Origin of the sequence: Prevotella sp. P6B4, assembly GCF_000619985.1 — a bacterium.
GTDB lineage: Bacteria > Bacteroidota > Bacteroidia > Bacteroidales > Bacteroidaceae > Prevotella.
Genome location: NZ_JHVE01000014.1, coordinates 69,603 through 84,793 on the forward strand (window position 1 = coordinate 69,603; position 15,191 = coordinate 84,793).

The 15,191-nt window shown below is 49.5% G+C and carries 13 protein-coding genes; 8 read left to right on the top strand and 5 right to left on the bottom strand.

What is annotated here, in order from left to right:
- Positions 1 to 14: 14 nt before the first annotated feature.
- Positions 15 to 1,097, bottom strand: a complete 1,083-nt coding sequence (pelA, locus tag T491_RS0110290) for a pectate lyase (RefSeq protein WP_028903810.1) — start codon at positions 1,095 to 1,097, stop codon at positions 15 to 17.
- 170 nt (positions 1,098 to 1,267) lie between these two features.
- Here pelA and aroA point away from each other — a divergent pair, with 170 nt between their 5' ends.
- Genes aroA through tsaE form a run of 5 tightly spaced genes read left to right on the top strand, consistent with a single transcriptional unit; the run spans position 1,268 to position 7,638 of the window.
- Entirely contained in the window at positions 1,268 to 2,521 is a 1,254-nt protein-coding gene (aroA, locus tag T491_RS0110295) for a 3-phosphoshikimate 1-carboxyvinyltransferase (protein ID WP_028903811.1), read from the top strand.
- Positions 2,518 to 2,775, top strand: a complete 258-nt coding sequence (locus T491_RS0110300) for a hypothetical protein (protein WP_155950103.1) — start codon at positions 2,518 to 2,520, stop codon at positions 2,773 to 2,775. Before aroA ends, T491_RS0110300 begins: the two co-directional genes overlap by 4 nt.
- Positions 2,775 to 5,627 carry a tetratricopeptide repeat protein gene (locus T491_RS16295; RefSeq protein WP_081773339.1) on the top strand — a complete coding sequence of 951 codons (2,853 nt, stop codon included), beginning with the start codon at positions 2,775 to 2,777 and terminating at the stop codon, positions 5,625 to 5,627. The genes T491_RS0110300 and T491_RS16295 overlap by 1 nt, the downstream gene beginning before the upstream one ends.
- Before the next feature lie 12 nt (positions 5,628 to 5,639).
- A complete protein-coding gene (locus T491_RS0110310) occupies positions 5,640 to 7,217 on the top strand; it encodes a bifunctional response regulator/alkaline phosphatase family protein (RefSeq protein WP_028903813.1) in 1,578 nt (525 codons plus the stop codon).
- 7 nt (positions 7,218 to 7,224) lie between these two features.
- Entirely contained in the window at positions 7,225 to 7,638 is a 414-nt protein-coding gene (tsaE, locus tag T491_RS0110315) for a tRNA (adenosine(37)-N6)-threonylcarbamoyltransferase complex ATPase subunit type 1 TsaE (RefSeq protein ID WP_028903814.1), read from the top strand.
- A 22-nt stretch (positions 7,639 to 7,660) separates the two neighbouring features.
- On the opposite strand, the gene trxA is transcribed toward tsaE, so the two are convergent.
- Both trxA and dnaE read right to left on the bottom strand, forming a co-directional pair.
- Complete coding sequence (trxA, locus tag T491_RS0110320; RefSeq protein WP_028903815.1) at positions 7,661 to 7,975, bottom strand: thioredoxin; 315 nt, start codon at positions 7,973 to 7,975, stop codon at positions 7,661 to 7,663.
- Positions 7,976 to 8,044: 69 nt separating this feature from the next.
- Complete coding sequence (dnaE, locus tag T491_RS0110325; RefSeq protein WP_028903816.1) at positions 8,045 to 11,776, bottom strand: DNA polymerase III subunit alpha; 3,732 nt, start codon at positions 11,774 to 11,776, stop codon at positions 8,045 to 8,047.
- 142 nt (positions 11,777 to 11,918) lie between these two features.
- Here dnaE and T491_RS0110330 point away from each other — a divergent pair, with 142 nt between their 5' ends.
- Genes T491_RS0110330 through T491_RS0110340 form a run of 3 tightly spaced genes read left to right on the top strand, consistent with a single transcriptional unit; the run spans position 11,919 to position 13,700 of the window.
- Positions 11,919 to 12,608 (top strand): phosphatidylserine decarboxylase family protein, encoded by a 690-nt coding sequence (locus T491_RS0110330; RefSeq protein ID WP_028903817.1) that lies wholly within the window; start codon positions 11,919 to 11,921, stop codon positions 12,606 to 12,608.
- 33 nt (positions 12,609 to 12,641) lie between these two features.
- Positions 12,642 to 13,325 (top strand): phosphatidylcholine/phosphatidylserine synthase, encoded by a 684-nt coding sequence (locus T491_RS0110335; protein WP_036915916.1) that lies wholly within the window; start codon positions 12,642 to 12,644, stop codon positions 13,323 to 13,325.
- A gap of 15 nt (positions 13,326 to 13,340) precedes the next feature.
- Positions 13,341 to 13,700 carry a DUF4834 family protein gene (locus T491_RS0110340; RefSeq protein WP_197018850.1) on the top strand — a complete coding sequence of 120 codons (360 nt, stop codon included), beginning with the start codon at positions 13,341 to 13,343 and terminating at the stop codon, positions 13,698 to 13,700.
- Between the two features lie 26 nt (positions 13,701 to 13,726).
- On the opposite strand, the gene pyrH is transcribed toward T491_RS0110340, so the two are convergent.
- Both pyrH and T491_RS0110350 read right to left on the bottom strand, forming a co-directional pair.
- Entirely contained in the window at positions 13,727 to 14,437 is a 711-nt protein-coding gene (gene pyrH / locus T491_RS0110345; RefSeq protein ID WP_028903820.1) for a UMP kinase, read from the bottom strand.
- Between the two features lie 11 nt (positions 14,438 to 14,448).
- On the bottom strand, positions 14,449 to 15,180 hold the full coding sequence (locus tag T491_RS0110350; RefSeq protein WP_051523112.1) for a biotin--[acetyl-CoA-carboxylase] ligase: 732 nt from the start codon (positions 15,178 to 15,180) through the stop codon (positions 14,449 to 14,451).
- Positions 15,181 to 15,191 lie beyond the last annotated feature (11 nt).

Here is a 15,191-nt window from a genome sequence, read left to right on the forward strand (position 1 = left end):
ACCAAATTTTTGGCTTACTTTTTCTTGTTTTCCCACTTATTTTTCCATTTTTCGTACTTTTCGAACAGTTGTTCAGCACGATCGTTGTACCAACTGTAGCCATTTCGGCGCTCAGGACCAATCTCCCACAGATGCTTACGGGGCACTCCATCGCGGTCGCAAACGTAGGGCTGGCAGGTCTCCAAATCGTAGAATCGGGCCCACAGTGGTCCGGCCTTCTCGTCGGCCACCAATCGGGTGTCGGCACCAGGCTCGCCCTTCTTGCCGATACGCTCCAGGCGGTAGCCGGTAATCTTGTGCTTGTCGAACCACGCCATCGCACTGTGTATGGCCTTGCGTACGCGCTCATCGGGGTTGGGCAGATTCATCAGGAAACGCACGATACTTGCACTCTCCATCGAGCAGAACGATGGCAGCTCGTACGAGCGTGCTTTGGCTGGCGCAAGGGTGGTGTGGTCGTGCTGTTGGCACCATACGGTTAGTGTGTCGCCCACTTTGATCTGTGTGTTCAGAATGCAGTCGATACCTTTATTATATGCTTTCTCAATCTGCTTGTCGAGCTCTGCATCACTCAGATCCTTAAATGGCTCGCGGTCTTTCAGTATCTCGCGCAGGATAATCAGCGTGTTCACCATCGCGTCGTCATTATAAGTAATGTGTATCTGGTAATTGCGCATGGTGGGCCAGAACTGGGGCCAGCCGCCATTCTCGTACTGACCACTCAGCAGATAGCGTACGCCCTTGTTGAATGCCTCGCGATAGCGCTCATCCTTGGTCTGCTGCCACAGACGAGCCAGGAAGGTCATCTGCATGGTGGTAGCACCGTTGTCGATGGTCGAGTCGTCAGTCACCTGCTTGTCGGCCAACACCTGTTGGCGCTGGGCGTCAGTAAGCGGCGTCACCATATCGATGTTCTTGGGCCATCCACCGGTATTGCGTTGCCATATCAGCAACTGGTCGCCCACACGGCGGGCTTCGGCAGATTTGAAAAACTCGGAATTCTTTTCTCTCAGCACCTTTTCGCCCTGAGCCGAAGCTGTGGCGATAGGCAATAGCCCCATGAGGGCCGACAGTAGAGTAGTCTTAATGTAGTTCATACAGATGTTTGTTAAAATTGTTGTTCTGGCTGCAAAAGTACAAAAAGATTGCGAACCGGCGCAAAGATTAACACACATTAATAGGAAAAATGTGATAAAATGTGTAAAAATGAGCGCTCTGTGGCTGAAAATGCGTATCTTTGCATCGTAGAAAACGACAATTACAAAAAATGAAGCAATATAGACTCTCGGCACCTGAACGTTTGGCTCAGACCATCCAGTTGCCAGCCTCAAAAAGCATATCCAACCGTGCCCTGATCATCTATGCCCTTAGTGGTGGCAGCAACCTGCCTGAGAACCTGAGCGATTGCGATGATACAGAGGTGATTATCGAGGCGTTGAAATATATGCCCGACGAGATTAACATAAAAGCCGCAGGTACCGCCATGCGATTTATGACGGCCTACCTGAGCGTGATGCGTGGCACCCATGTGATAACAGGTACAGACCGCATGAAGCATCGCCCCATTGCCATCTTAGTCGATGCGCTCCGCAAATTGGGCGCGCAGATCGAATATGTGGGTGAAGAGGGATTCCCACCCCTGAAGATTACTGGTAAGAAACTGGCTGGCGGCGTACTCGAGATTCCAGGCAACGTCAGTTCGCAATACATCTCGGCACTACTCATGATTGGCCCTATGTTGAAGAACGGTCTGACGCTTCAGCTCACAGGCGACATTATATCGCGCCCCTACATTGACCTTACGCTGTGGATGATGGGCGAGTTTGGCGCTGAAGCCAAGTGGAGCACACCAGATACGATTACAGTGGCCCACAAACCCTACACGAGTCGCGACTACTATATAGAGAGCGACTGGAGTGGTGCCAGCTATTGGTATGAGATGGTGGCGCTGAGCAAGGACCGCGAGGCTGAAGTGAAGCTGACTGGCCTGATGGATGGCTCGATGCAAGGCGACTCAACCACCCGCTATATCTTCAGTCTGCTGGGCGTAAAGACTACTTTTGAAACCCAGAAGAAGGGTATTCCACAGTTGGTGACACTGAGGAAGAATGGCCGAGGCGTATCGAAGTTGGAGTACGACTTTGTAAATGCGCCCGACTTGGCACAGACCTTTGTGGTGACCTGCGCCGCACTCGATATCCCCTTTCACTTCAAGGGTCTCTCAACCCTGAAAATCAAGGAGACCGACCGTATTGCAGCCTTGAAGAACGAAATGCGGAAACTGGGCTACGTGATACACGATGCTAACGATAGCGAGCTCTATTGGGACGGCGAGCGCTGTGAGCCCAACCTTGAGGCAGGCATCGATACCTACGAAGACCATCGTATGGCGCTGGCCTTCGCACCCTTTGCCTTGCGCACTAACGGATTGATTATCAATAATCCGCAGGTGGTCACCAAGTCGTATCCTAAGTTCTGGGACGACCTGAAATATGTTGGATTTAATATTGAGAGCTTATGATGTTTGCATTAGTTTGTGTAGCGATGATAGCCGCCCTCGGTGTGATAGCGCTGATAGCCAACTGGTTTGACAGGGGCGACGATGAGATTAAGCAGGGACACGACTGCTCTACCTGTACAGCTGCCGATGAGGGCGACTGCAAGATACACTGTCTGTTGGAAGAGCAGAAACAGAAGAAGAAAAAGGAAGAATCAGAAAAGAATAAGAACGTACTGAACAAACTGGGAAGATACTGGAAGTTCGATAAGGATTGATGAATAAGGTTTGTATCATTCTTACAACCGCATTTTTCTTTTTCGCCCCTTGTCTCGCGCAAAAGAATAAGCATACCGCTAAGTCGCGTTGGTGGCATGCCTTCAATGCGCGCTATAATACCTATTATAATGGTCATATGGCCTTTCTCGATGGCAATCTGGAAAAGGAAAAAGGCAACAAGGACAACTATACAGAACTGTTGCCACTCTATCCTGTAGCCAATAAAAACAGTCGCGAGATAGGCAAATCGAACTACGAGCGAACGGTAGAGAAGATGGAGAAAGCCATCCAGCGCCATAGTATCAAGGAGAAAGGACGCGAACTGAATCCGTTCCTCTGGAAAGCGTGGCTGCTGATGGGTAAGGCTGAGTTCCAGATGGGGCAGTTCGAAGAGGCTGCTGCCACCTTCTCGTATATGGCCCGGTTGTATCAGGGCGATCCTATGCGCAGCGGACTGGCTCGCGCCTGGCTTGCCAAAAGCTATACGGAACTGGGATGGCGCTACGATGCCGAGGACGTGATACGCAATATGAGTCGCGACTCGATGGACTTCCGAGCTGTGAAGGATTGGGACTATACCTACGCCAACTACTATATCCGTGAAGGCAGTTACGACAAGGCGGTGCCTTATCTGCAAAAGGTCATCAAGCATGAGCGTCGCAAGCTGCAACGTGCGCGCGAATGGTATCTGATGGGACAGATACAGAACCTGTTAGGCCATCAGCAACAGGCCTATAGCGCCTTTAAGCATGTGGTCAGATGTCATCCGCCTTACGAGTTGGAGTTTAATGCCCGTATCGCCCAGACCGAAGTGTTGGCTAAGAACAACGGTCGTCAGATGATAGGCAAGCTGAAACGTATGGCCGCCAATGATAACAATGCCGACTATCTCGACCAGGTTTACTACGCCATTGGCAATATCTACATGGCTCAAGGCGATACCCTCAGCGCTATAGCCGCTTATGAGAAGGGTAACATGAAAGCTACACGCAACGGTATCGAGAAAGGTGTACTGCTCCTGACGTTGGGTAACATTTACTGGGAGCGCGAACAGTTCAGCGAGGCCAAACGCTGCTATGGCGAGGCCATCGGACTGCTCGACAAGGAACGTAAGGATTACGACGTGCTGTCGCAGCGCTCGAAGGTGCTCGACGAACTGGTACCACATACAGAAGCCATTCATCTGCAGGATTCTCTGCTGGCGCTTGCTCAAATGCCGGAGAAGGAGCGCTATCAGGCCATCGATCGTGTGATTGACGCCCTGAAGAAACGGGAGAAGGAGGCACGCAATAACGAGTTGGAAAACAACGCCGATGTACAGCAGCTTGGGGCGCAATCGGATTATCGATCATCGTCCCAACGCACCCCTTCGGGTGCCCCGCAAATGCCTGGCGCCCAGCAGTCGGGGGGCACGTGGTACTTCTATAACCCCACAGCTGTGAGTCAGGGTAAGATTACCTTCCAGCGCATGTGGGGAAAGCGTGAGAATGTAGATAACTGGCGACGTATCAACCAGACGGTAGTCCGCATGCCGTCGGCAGAAACTGACAGTCTGTCGGCTGCGCCTCTTGACGACATGACAATAGTGACCAATGACAGTGTCATTTCTGGCCCTCAGGATTCTGTAGCCCTCGATCCCCATCAGCGTGAGTACTATCTCGCCCAGATACCATTCACGGAAGAGCAGCAGGCTGCCTGTCACAATATCATCAAGGACGGTCTCTTCCATGCAGGTATCATCCTGAAGGACAAGATGGAACGGCTGGCTATCAGTGAGCGCTATCTGCGCCGGCTGGCTGCAGATTATCCCGGCTACGAGCATAATGATGAGGTTTGGTATCATCTGTGGTTGCTCTACTCGCGTCAAGGCAGAACGATGCAAGCCGATGAGTGCATGAGCCAGCTGAAGGAACAATACCCAGAGAGCGAATGGACCCTTTTGATTGCCGATTCACTATATGCTGAAAACGCCCGTTGGGGTGAGCAGATAGAAGACTCGCTCTATGTGGCCACCTACGATGCCTTTAAGACTGACCAGACTGAGGTGGTGAAGGCTAATGCCGCCCTCTCGGCTACCCGTTTCCCGCAAGGTGCGCATCGCGACAAGTTTATCTTCATCAGTGGCCTGAGTAGGCTGAATGCAGGCGATGGCGAAGGGTGTATGACCCAGTTGAAAGAGGTGGTAGAGAAATACCCTGAGAGTGAGGTGAGTCAGCTGGCAGGCATGATCATCAAGGGTGTGCAGGAGGGTAGGACACTACATGGTGGTAAGTTCGAGATCGGTGACCTCTGGAGCCAGCAGAACATAACGCTGACTGATGATTCTACAGCCATCGACACGCTGAGCACAGACCGCAGCGACCACTATATGTTCATGCTTGTTTACAATCCCGATTCTGTGAACCAGAACCAGTTGCTGTTCGAGTTGGCACGCTACAACTTCACCAACTTCCTGGTGCGCAACTTCGAGATAGAAGTAGAACAGGCTGGTGATTATAACCGTATGATTGTGAGTGGCTTCCAGAGTTTCGATGAGGCTTTACAATATGTCCGTATGCTCTATGACAACGAGGCTCTTCGCACCCATATCGCTGGCACTATGCGTTTGCTGGTTAGTGAGAAAAACCTACCGTACCTGGGCGTCAGAATCGGCTACGACGAGTATCAGCAGTTCTACGAGCGCGAGTTGGCACCCATGCAGGTGAGCAAGGATAATCTGCTTATTATTCCAGAGAACCTTGAGGCGCCCGACATTGAGGATATCGCACCTGAGAAACCTGCTGAGCCACAGAAGTCGGCAACGAAGAAGAAACAGCAGTCGGCATTTGATTTTGATGATGATTTTTGGTAAACATTGAGATATATGACAAACGGATTACTACTTTGGGTAGACGACGAGATTGAGCAGCTGAGGGCACACATCATGTTCCTCGAGAAGAAAGGCTATGATATCGTGACCGTTAGCAACGGTACCGATGCCATAGAGCAATGTCGTCAGCGCAATTTCGACCTGGTGCTGCTCGATGAGCAGATGCCTGGTATCAGCGGACTCGAAACCCTGCGTCAACTCAAGGAGATCTGTCCGTCGATGCCTGTGGTGATGGTTACCAAAAGCGAAGAGGAGAACATCATGGAGCAGGCCATCGGACAGAAGATAGCCGACTATCTGATAAAACCCGTCAACCCCAACCAGATACTGCTGGCGCTGAAAAAGAACATTCACCGTAAGGCCATCGAGACAGAGATTACACAAAGTCAGTATCAGCAGAACTTCCAGCAGATAGCGATGCAGATCATGGATTGCCGGACGTGGCACGACTGGGTGGATGTGTATAAGCGTCTGGTGCATTGGGAACTGGAGCTCAGCTCTACAGAAAGCTCTATGACGGAGATGCTGCAGATGCAGAAAGAAGAGGCGAACAACGGCTTTGCGAAGTTCGTGAAGAAGAACTATCTGGACTGGATATCTCAATTGTCGATGGGCAATGGGCAATTGTCGATGGATAAGCCTGTACTTTCGCCCGACATCTTTAAGACCAAGGTGTTCCCGCTGCTCTCTGCTGGCGAAAAGGTGTTCCTCGTAGTGCTCGATAACTTCCGTTACGACCAGTGGCGTGTGCTTTCTGGCGAACTGAGCGAGTATTTCGATGTCGATGAGGATTTGTATTACAGTATTCTACCAACTGCAACGCAGTATGCGCGCAACGCCATCTTCAGTGGTCTGATGCCGAATAGAATCCAGGAGATGTTCCCTGATTTATGGGTGAATGAGGATGAAGAGGAAGGGAAGAACCTGAACGAGGAGCCGCTTATCCGCACCCAGCTGGAGCGCTATCGTCGTAAAGAGACATTCTCGTATCATAAGATAAATACCCAGGCTGATGCCGAAAAGCTGATGCAGCAGATGAACCAGATTGAGAGGAATCCGCTGAATGTGGTGGTGTTTAACTTTATCGATATGCTGAGTCATGCGCGAACAGAGTCGAAGATGGTGCGTGAGTTGGCCAACAACGAGAGTGCCTATCGCTCTATTACGCTGTCGTGGTTCCGCCATTCTGTCATCAGCGGCTTTTTCCGTCAGCTGGCACAGATGGACTGCAAGGTTATTGTGACAACCGATCACGGCAGTATCCGCTGTACGCAGCCTGTGAAGATTGTGGGCGATCGCAATACCAATACCAATCTGCGCTACAAGCTGGGCAAGAACTTAGGATATGATGAGAACAAGAGTCTCTTTATTATCAAGGACCCACGTAAGGCGCTTCTGCCTTCGCCCAATCTCTCTACGAGTTATGTGTTTGCTACGGGCGATGCGTTCTTCGCTTATCCCAACAACTACAATTATTATGTATCGTATTATCGCGACACCTTCCAGCATGGAGGCATCTCTTTGGAAGAGATGATTGTGCCGCTCATTACACTGACAGGAAAGAAAAGATAAATAGCATATGGAAATCAAGATTAACAGTTTAGACCAGATCGGGGAAGCTGCCCGTGAGTTTATCGCCCAGATGGGTGATCGTCGTGTGTTTGCCTTCTATGGCAAGATGGGAGCCGGAAAAACAACATTTATCAAAGCTATCTGCGAAGCTTTGGGCGTTGACGATGTGATTACATCGCCCACCTTCGCTATCATCAACGAATATACATCGGGTGAGGGTGAGAGTATCTATCACTTTGATTTCTACCGTATCAAGAAACTCGAGGAGGTTTACGATATGGGTTATGAGGATTACTTCTACAGTGGTTGCCTCTGTCTCATTGAATGGCCCGAGCTGATAGAGGATGTGTTGCCTGAGGATGCAGTGAAGGTAACGATAGAAGAAAAAGCCGACGGCAACCGTGTAGTTACCGTCGGATAATCAGGGGCGTAGCACTGTTCGCTTAGAGCAGTGCTTCGAATTTCTCTTCAAACTTAGCTCTCGACTGAGCGCCGATAATCTTGTCTACTACTTCGCCGTTCTTGAAGAACAGGATGGTAGGAATGTTGCGGATACCAAACTCTGCAGCCAGATCTTCGTTGTCCTCAACGTCGCACTTGCCAACAACGATCTTGCCGTCGTACTGCTCGGCCAGCTCAGAGATAATGGGAGCCACCATACGGCAGGGACCACACCATGTAGCCCAGAAATCAACTACCAAAGGCTGGTCGCCAGCCTTCAAACTTGCAAAGTTTTCTTTTGTAATTGTTACTTCCATTGTTCTTTTCTGTTTAATTATGTGAATACTATGTGAACTATAATTTTTTTTTCTGCAAATAGCATGCCATTAATTGATGGAGTAGGAGAGCATCTCGTGCTGTTCGATGTAATCAATCAGCTGGTGCTTGACGTTGACACCCTCGCGCTTACTGCGCAGCAACACGTGGTTGCCCCCATGCGAATCACGGAGCTGGAAGAACAACTTCGTGGTGCCGGGATTCTCGTTAATCAGCTCTGTCAGGTCGGCTACTATCTGATCGTTCAGCTGATCGGTAACCAGCGAGATGGTGATACGGTCGATGGCACGCTCCTTAATGGTCTGCAGGAACTCTACGCCGCCAATCTTCAGGTCTTTCGGACCATTCTCATTATACTGGAATCGTGGACGTACCTTTCCTGTGACATAGACCGACGCACCTATCGAGAACATGCCTGCACGCTGTCCCCATTCCTCGCCCATCATAAACAGTTCGCCTGAACCCTCGAAATCTTCGATGGTGACAACACCATAGGGCTTGCCCGTTTTGGTGAAGCCTGTCTTGACACCTGTCACAATACCACCCAGTATGACATCCTCGCGGTCAGACAATTTGTTGGTGTCTGCCAATTCGACACATTTTGTGTTGCAGAGGTTGTCGAGGATAATCTTATACTCATCGAGTGGGTGAGCCGACAGATAGATACCTACCAGCTCGCGCTCTTTGTTCAGTCGTTCAATGTCGCTCCAGCGTACATCATTCTTGGGTGGTTGGGGCTGGGCTATCTCTACGCCCTCTCCAAACATGCCGAACAGCGAATTCTTCATCTCGGCCTGTTCCTGCTGGTACAGCTGACCATAGCGACAAATGGTCTCAATAAATGTTTCGCCCTTCTGGTTCTTGGCAAAGAAATCTTCGCGGCGAAAGCCAAAGCTGTCGAAACCACCACTCAGTGCGAGCGATTCGAAGGCCTTGCGGTTAACCGATGAGTAGTTGACACGCTGGGCGAAATCATAGATGTCCTTATATGGGCCGTTCTTCTCGCGCTCTTCGATAATAGCGAGCGCAGCCGAATCGCCCATGCCCTTGATAGCGCCTAAGCCGAAACGGATTTCACCATGATGGTTCACACCGAACTTCTCGTAACTCTCGTTTACATCTGGTCCCAGTGTGGCTATGCCCATCTGCTTACATTCGTCCATCAGCTTGGTGATTTCTGTAATCTGGTCGCGACGGCGGCTCATGATGGCAGCCATGTATTCGGCAGGGTAGTTGGCCTTCAGATAGGCTGTCTGGTAGGCTACCCATGAGTAGCAGGCAGCATGCGACTTGTTGAACGCATACGATGCAAACTTCTCCCAGTCGGCCCATATCTTCTCCAGAATCTTCGGGTCGTGACCGTTCTTCTTACCGCCATCGATGAACTTAGGCTTCATGGCGTCAACGATGTCCTTCTTCTTCTTACCCATGGCCTTTCGCAGCGCGTCACTCTCGCCTCGTGTGAAGTCGGCCAACTGGCGGCTCAGCAACATCACCTGCTCCTGGTACACTGTAATGCCATAGGTGTCCTTCAGGTACTTCTCCATGCAATCGATATCGTATGTAATGGGCTCGCGGCCGTTCTTACGGGCGATGAATGATGGGATATAGTCCATAGGTCCTGGGCGATAGAGTGCGTTCATCGCAATCAGGTCCTCGAATACCGTTGGATGCAGTTCGCGCAGGTATTTCTGCATTCCTTGCGACTCAAACTGGAAGGTACCGATGGTACGTCCTTTCTGGTATAGTTCGTATGTCTTGGGGTCGTCGATGGGAATAGTATCGAGATCCACATCGATGCCTCGTGTACGCTTGATGTTGGCACAAGCCTCCTTCAACTCCGACAGGGTTTTCAGGCCCAGGAAGTCCATCTTGATGAGTCCAGTCGATTCAATCACGTGGCCATCGTACTGTGTACAGTTGGTCTTGGTGCCTTTGAAGTCAGGGTCATCGGCGGTAGATACGGGCACGTGATCGCTAATCGGGTCGCGACAGATAATGAATCCGCAGGCATGGATACCAGTTCCACGAACCGTTCCCTCAAGCATCTTGGCGTACTTCATCGTGTTGGCAATGCGTGGGTCGGTCGAAGTCTCTGCTTCCTGCAGTTCTGGTACGGCCTTGATGGCATTCGTCAGATTCATCTTGGGCGTCTTGCCATCCACATCCGGCAGTCTGTCGGGGATTGCCTTACACAGGGCGTTTGATATGGCCAGTGGCACTTTCTCTACGCGCGCAACATCCTTAATAGAGTTCTTGGTAGCCATCGAAGCATAAGTGATGATGTGGGCACAGTTCTCATGACCGTATTTGTCCATTACCCATTTCAGCACCTTGCCTCGTCCGTCATCATCGAAGTCGGTATCGATATCAGGCAGCGAGATACGGTCAGGATTCAGGAAACGCTCGAACAGCAAATCGTATTTCAACGGGTCGATCTTGGTGATACCTAAGCAATAGGCTACCACGCTACCAGCGGCCGATCCACGACCCGGACCTACCATCACGCCCAATTCGTCGCGAGCCGAGTTGATAAAGTCCTGCACAATCAGGAAGTAACCAGGGAAACCCATGGTCTTCATGATATGCAGCTCAAAGCGAATACGGTCGTCAACCTCTTTCGAAAGAGGATCGCCATAGCGCTTAGTGGCGCCTTCGTAGGCCAGTTTCGCCAGATAGTCGGCTTCGAACTTGATGCGGTAAATCTTGTCGTAACCTCCTAATTTCTTGATTTTCTTTTCGCCATTCTCAGGCGACAGCTGGTTCTCGCCATTCTCATCGCAGGTGAACTCTTTATAGAGATCGTCCTCGGTAAACTTCTGTCGCCACTCTTCCTCGGTACCGAAACTCTCCGGGATGGGGAAGAAAGGCATGATAGGGTCGGCATCCAGACTGTAGGTCTCTACCTTATCTAATATCTCAACGGTATTAGCCAGTGCCTCAGGCACATCGCTGAAGATGTCGTTCATCTCCTGGCGCGTCTTAAACCACTCCTGCTTGGAATAGAGCATACGGGTTGGATCGTCGAGGTCCTTACCAGTAGCCAGACACAACAGGTGGTCGTGCGCTTCAGCATTCTCCTTATCTACAAAGTGGGCGTCGTTGGTACATACTAACTTCACACCATATTCCTTGGCCAACTCAATCAGTACTTTATTGGCTTGCTGCTGGAGTGGGAATGTTTCGCGATTGGCTCTGATGCTGGGGTCGGTCACCTCGTGGCGCTGCAGCTCCAGATAATAGTCGTCGCCCCACAGATTCTTATGCCACTCGATCGACTTTCTTGCGCCTTCGATATCGCCCTTCAGAATCTTAGCTGGCACCTCGCCGGCAATACAAGCCGAGCACACAATCAGGTCCTCGTGATATTTCTCGAGCTGCTTGTGGTCTGTACGCGGACGGTTGTAGAAACCATCTACCCACGAATTACTAACCAGTTTAATCAGGTTCTTGTAGCCGTTCTGGTTCTTGGCGAGCACAATGAGGTGGTAGCCACCAAGGTCCTCTTTGCCTTCCTTTAGCATCATGTCGCCGCGGCGTGCCACATACATCTCGCAACCGAAGATAGGTTTGAATGGTTCAAGCCCATCTTTCTTGCGCTGTTTGTTTACACCATTACAGATGTCGTGGAATTCCTTAATGCCGAACATGTCGCCGTGATCGGTAATCGCCATGCCTTTCATGCCGTCGCCGATAGCTTTGTCTACAAGCTTTTTGATGCTCGATTGTCCATCGAGAATCGAATAATATGTATGTACGTGTAGATGTACGAAATCTTCCATTTTTTTGTCTGAAATGCTTAATTTTGAGGTTCAAAGGTACGCTTAAATTTCGAGATTACCAAAAGAAAAGCGTGAAAAGTTTGTAACACTCGAAAAAAAAATGTACCTTTGCACCCAGAAAGAAACAATCGAGTTGTAACTAATGGGAGAAAGAATTAAGAAACTGAAAAAGATCAGAATTCATCGTGAAGGTACTAACGAGTTGACACTCAGTGCCTTGGCTATATTTTTTATAGGATCATTATTGTGGTATGGACTTGAGACAACAATTCCTTTCTGGATTTTCGTTGTTGTTTTCGTTACCGCATGGCTGATAGCATTAAACTTCTATCGCTGTCCAATTCGCTATTTTAATGGCGATACAGAAAAAATGGTAGTAGCTCCTGCTGATGGCAGAATTGTAGTTGTGGAGGAAGTTGAGGAGAATACTTATTTCCACGATAAGCGATTGATGATCTCTATCTTTATGAGTCCGCTCAATGTGCATGCCAACTGGTATCCTGTTGACGGAAAGGTAAAGTTTGTAAAGCACTTCAATGGTAACTATCATAAGGCCTGGCTGCCTAAGGCCAGCGAGGAGAACGAGCATGCCGACATCATGATTACCACACCTGATGGTCAGGACATTCTGGTGCGTCAGATTGCTGGTGCTTTGGCGCGTCGTATCGTGACTTACGCCAAGGATGGCGAGGAGTGCTACATCGATGAGCACTTGGGCTTTATTAAGTTAGGTTCGCGCGTGGATGTGTATCTGCCAATTACCGCCAAGGCTTGTGTCACTATGGATCAGCCCACCACAGGCGATCAGACCGTCATCGCTAAGTTGGCGTAATGTCAATGTTCAATGTTCAATGGTCAATGTTCAATGATTAAAAAGCATATTCCAAATACAATAACCTGCTGCAACCTTATTTCGGGCTGTATCGCTACATATTTCGCTTTTCTTAGCGATTTCGAGATGGCGCTGCTGTTCATCGTCATCGGAGCTGTATTCGATTTCTTTGATGGCATGAGTGCCCGATTGCTGGGCGTTTCATCACCTATCGGTAAGGAGCTCGATTCGCTAGCCGATGATATCACCTTCGGTTTCGCTCCATCGGCTATCGTGTTCAGCTATCTGTGCACATTCCACATCGACCTGCCGTTTGTTCCGTTCCTGGCATTCGTGATGGCAGCCTTCTCGGCCCTGCGTCTTGCTAAGTTCAATCTCGACGAGCGTCAGGCTTTGGGATTCATTGGACTGCCTACACCTGCCAACGCCCTTTTTTGGGGATCCCTTATATTGGGACTGCAGCAGAACGATATCGCATTCGATGGAATAGTGTGGGTGATACTTCTTGGCACTTTCGTAAGTTGCTACCTGCTGATAGCCGAGATACCTATGTTTGCGCTCAAGTTCAAGCATTGGGGATGGAAAGGTAATGAAATTAAGTATATATTCATAATATCATGTATTCCTCTGTTACTCCTTTTGGGAGTTAGCGGCTTTGCGGCTATCATAGCGTGGTACGTATTGCTGTCTAAGATTGCAGTTTTAACAAACAAGTAAGTAAAAATGGTCTTTATGAAGACTCTTGTAGCCTTTATTGTATTCGGCTTTATTGCTCTGGCTATTATCGCTATCATCGTTATCAACGTGTTGTATCGCAACATGAAGCGTATGCGTGAAGATGCCGAAGATTTCTTCTATCGCCGTGACAGACGTAACGAGCAGAAGGATCGTAATCCCTTTGGTGAAGATTATTTCAAAAGCAGTCGTAAGACTGATAATCAGGACGCCCGCAGGGCTCGTGAGAAGCAACAAAAAACCACTCGTAGAACAACTACAAGCGGTGGTGTTACGATTATCGATGAGCGCCAGGAAGACAAGAAGATCTTCGATAAGGGCGACGATGAATATGTAGAGTTCGAAGAAGTCCGCTGATAGCAGGCTTCTTCGAATTTTTCTATTTAGTTGTGAACCAGCGTGCCAATCTGCTCGCCATCCATAACTTTCTTCAGATTTCCCACTACATCCATATTGAATACGTAGATAGGCAGGTTGTTGTCCTGACACATGCAGATGGCTGTCAGGTCCATCACCTTCAGTCCACGAGCCAATACTTCTTTGTAGGTGATATCATCGAACTTAGTGGCTGTAGGATCCTTCTCGGGGTCGGCAGTGTAGATACCATCTACGCGGGTACCCTTCAGCATCACGTCGGCCTCAATCTCGATACCACGCAGACTTGAACCAGTGTCGGTGGTGAAGTAGGGTGAACCTGTTCCTGCTGAGAAGATGCACACATAACCAGCCTCCATAGCCTCGATGGCCTTCCACTTGGTGTAGAACTCGCCGATAGGCTCCATGCGGATGGCTGTAAGCACCTTATTCTTCACGCCAACAGCGCCAAGGGCAGAACTGAGTGCCAGCGAGTTGATGACTGTGGCGCACATGCCCATCTGGTCGCCTTTTACACGGTCGAAACCTTTCTGTGAGCCAGAGAGACCACGGAAGATGTTACCACCGCCAATCACGATGCCGATCTGTACACCCATGCCGGCAATCTCCTTAATCTGGTTAGCATAGTCACTCAATCTCTCAGGGTCGATGCCGTAGCCCTGCTTTCCCATCAAGCTCTCGCCTGAGAGCTTTAAAAGAATTCTCTTAAATCTTGCCATATACCTTATTATTATATAATGAATTGTACTTCTTTGAATGCGAACAAATGCGCCACACCTTTCTCGTCCTGAAGCATCAGGCGGCCATCGTCGTTGACGCCAACGATACTGGCTTCGAAACGGATGCCTTTTGTCATAAACGGGTGTTTACCTTCTCGCCTGTATAATCTGTTCAGATAGTCCTGATGCATGTTCTTGTTGTTGCAGGCCTTGTCAAGCAGACTCAGAAAGGTGTTCAGGAATTCATCGCGATCCACTTCCTTATTTGTAATCTGCTTGATGGATACGGGATTAGGCGCATCGCTTCTGAATGTGGTCTGATTGATGTTCAGTCCAATGCCGATGATACAGTCCTTAATACGTCGGCCGTGAATGCGGTTTTCTATCAGTACGCCGCAAATTTTCTTGTCGCCTACGTATATATCGTTAGGCCACTTGATTTCTATCGGGGCGCTGATATACTGACTCAGAGTCTGACAAAGTGCTACTGAAACGATCTGTGTAATGATGAATTGCGTTCTGGCTGATACCTTTTGGGGGTGTATCAACACCGAACATAATAGATTCTTGCCTGCTTCCGACTCCCATGAGTTTGTTCCGCAACCTCGTCCTGCCGTTTGGTATTCAGCCACCACCACCATTGGGTCTTGTGTCTCCTCAATGGTGTGCTGATCTATCATATCCTTCATCCAACGGTTGGTAGAATCTGTTTCTTCGATGTGTACGATCTTAAAATCCATCATTTCGTTTGCAA

What these genes read in the sequence shown, in the direction of transcription:
- T491_RS0110335 (WP_036915916.1), top strand. Translation starts at nt 12,642, where the DNA reads ATGATTAAAAAGCATATTCCAAATACAATAACCTGCTGCAACCTTATT.
- T491_RS0110340 (WP_197018850.1), top strand. Translation starts at nt 13,341, where the DNA reads ATGAAGACTCTTGTAGCCTTTATTGTATTCGGCTTTATTGCTCTGGCT.
- T491_RS0110300 (WP_155950103.1), top strand. Translation starts at nt 2,518, where the DNA reads ATGATGTTTGCATTAGTTTGTGTAGCGATGATAGCCGCCCTCGGTGTG.
- tsaE (WP_028903814.1), top strand. Translation starts at nt 7,225, where the DNA reads ATGGAAATCAAGATTAACAGTTTAGACCAGATCGGGGAAGCTGCCCGT.
- trxA (WP_028903815.1), bottom strand. Translation starts at nt 7,975, where the DNA reads ATGGAAGTAACAATTACAAAAGAAAACTTTGCAAGTTTGAAGGCTGGC.
- T491_RS0110330 (WP_028903817.1), top strand. Translation starts at nt 11,919, where the DNA reads ATGGGAGAAAGAATTAAGAAACTGAAAAAGATCAGAATTCATCGTGAA.
- T491_RS0110310 (WP_028903813.1), top strand. Translation starts at nt 5,640, where the DNA reads ATGACAAACGGATTACTACTTTGGGTAGACGACGAGATTGAGCAGCTG.
- pelA (WP_028903810.1), bottom strand. Translation starts at nt 1,097, where the DNA reads ATGAACTACATTAAGACTACTCTACTGTCGGCCCTCATGGGGCTATTG.
- T491_RS0110350 (WP_051523112.1), bottom strand. Translation starts at nt 15,180, where the DNA reads ATGATGGATTTTAAGATCGTACACATCGAAGAAACAGATTCTACCAAC.
- pyrH (WP_028903820.1), bottom strand. Translation starts at nt 14,437, where the DNA reads ATGGCAAGATTTAAGAGAATTCTTTTAAAGCTCTCAGGCGAGAGCTTG.
- aroA (WP_028903811.1), top strand. Translation starts at nt 1,268, where the DNA reads ATGAAGCAATATAGACTCTCGGCACCTGAACGTTTGGCTCAGACCATC.
- T491_RS16295 (WP_081773339.1), top strand. Translation starts at nt 2,775, where the DNA reads ATGAATAAGGTTTGTATCATTCTTACAACCGCATTTTTCTTTTTCGCC.
- dnaE (WP_028903816.1), bottom strand. Translation starts at nt 11,776, where the DNA reads ATGGAAGATTTCGTACATCTACACGTACATACATATTATTCGATTCTC.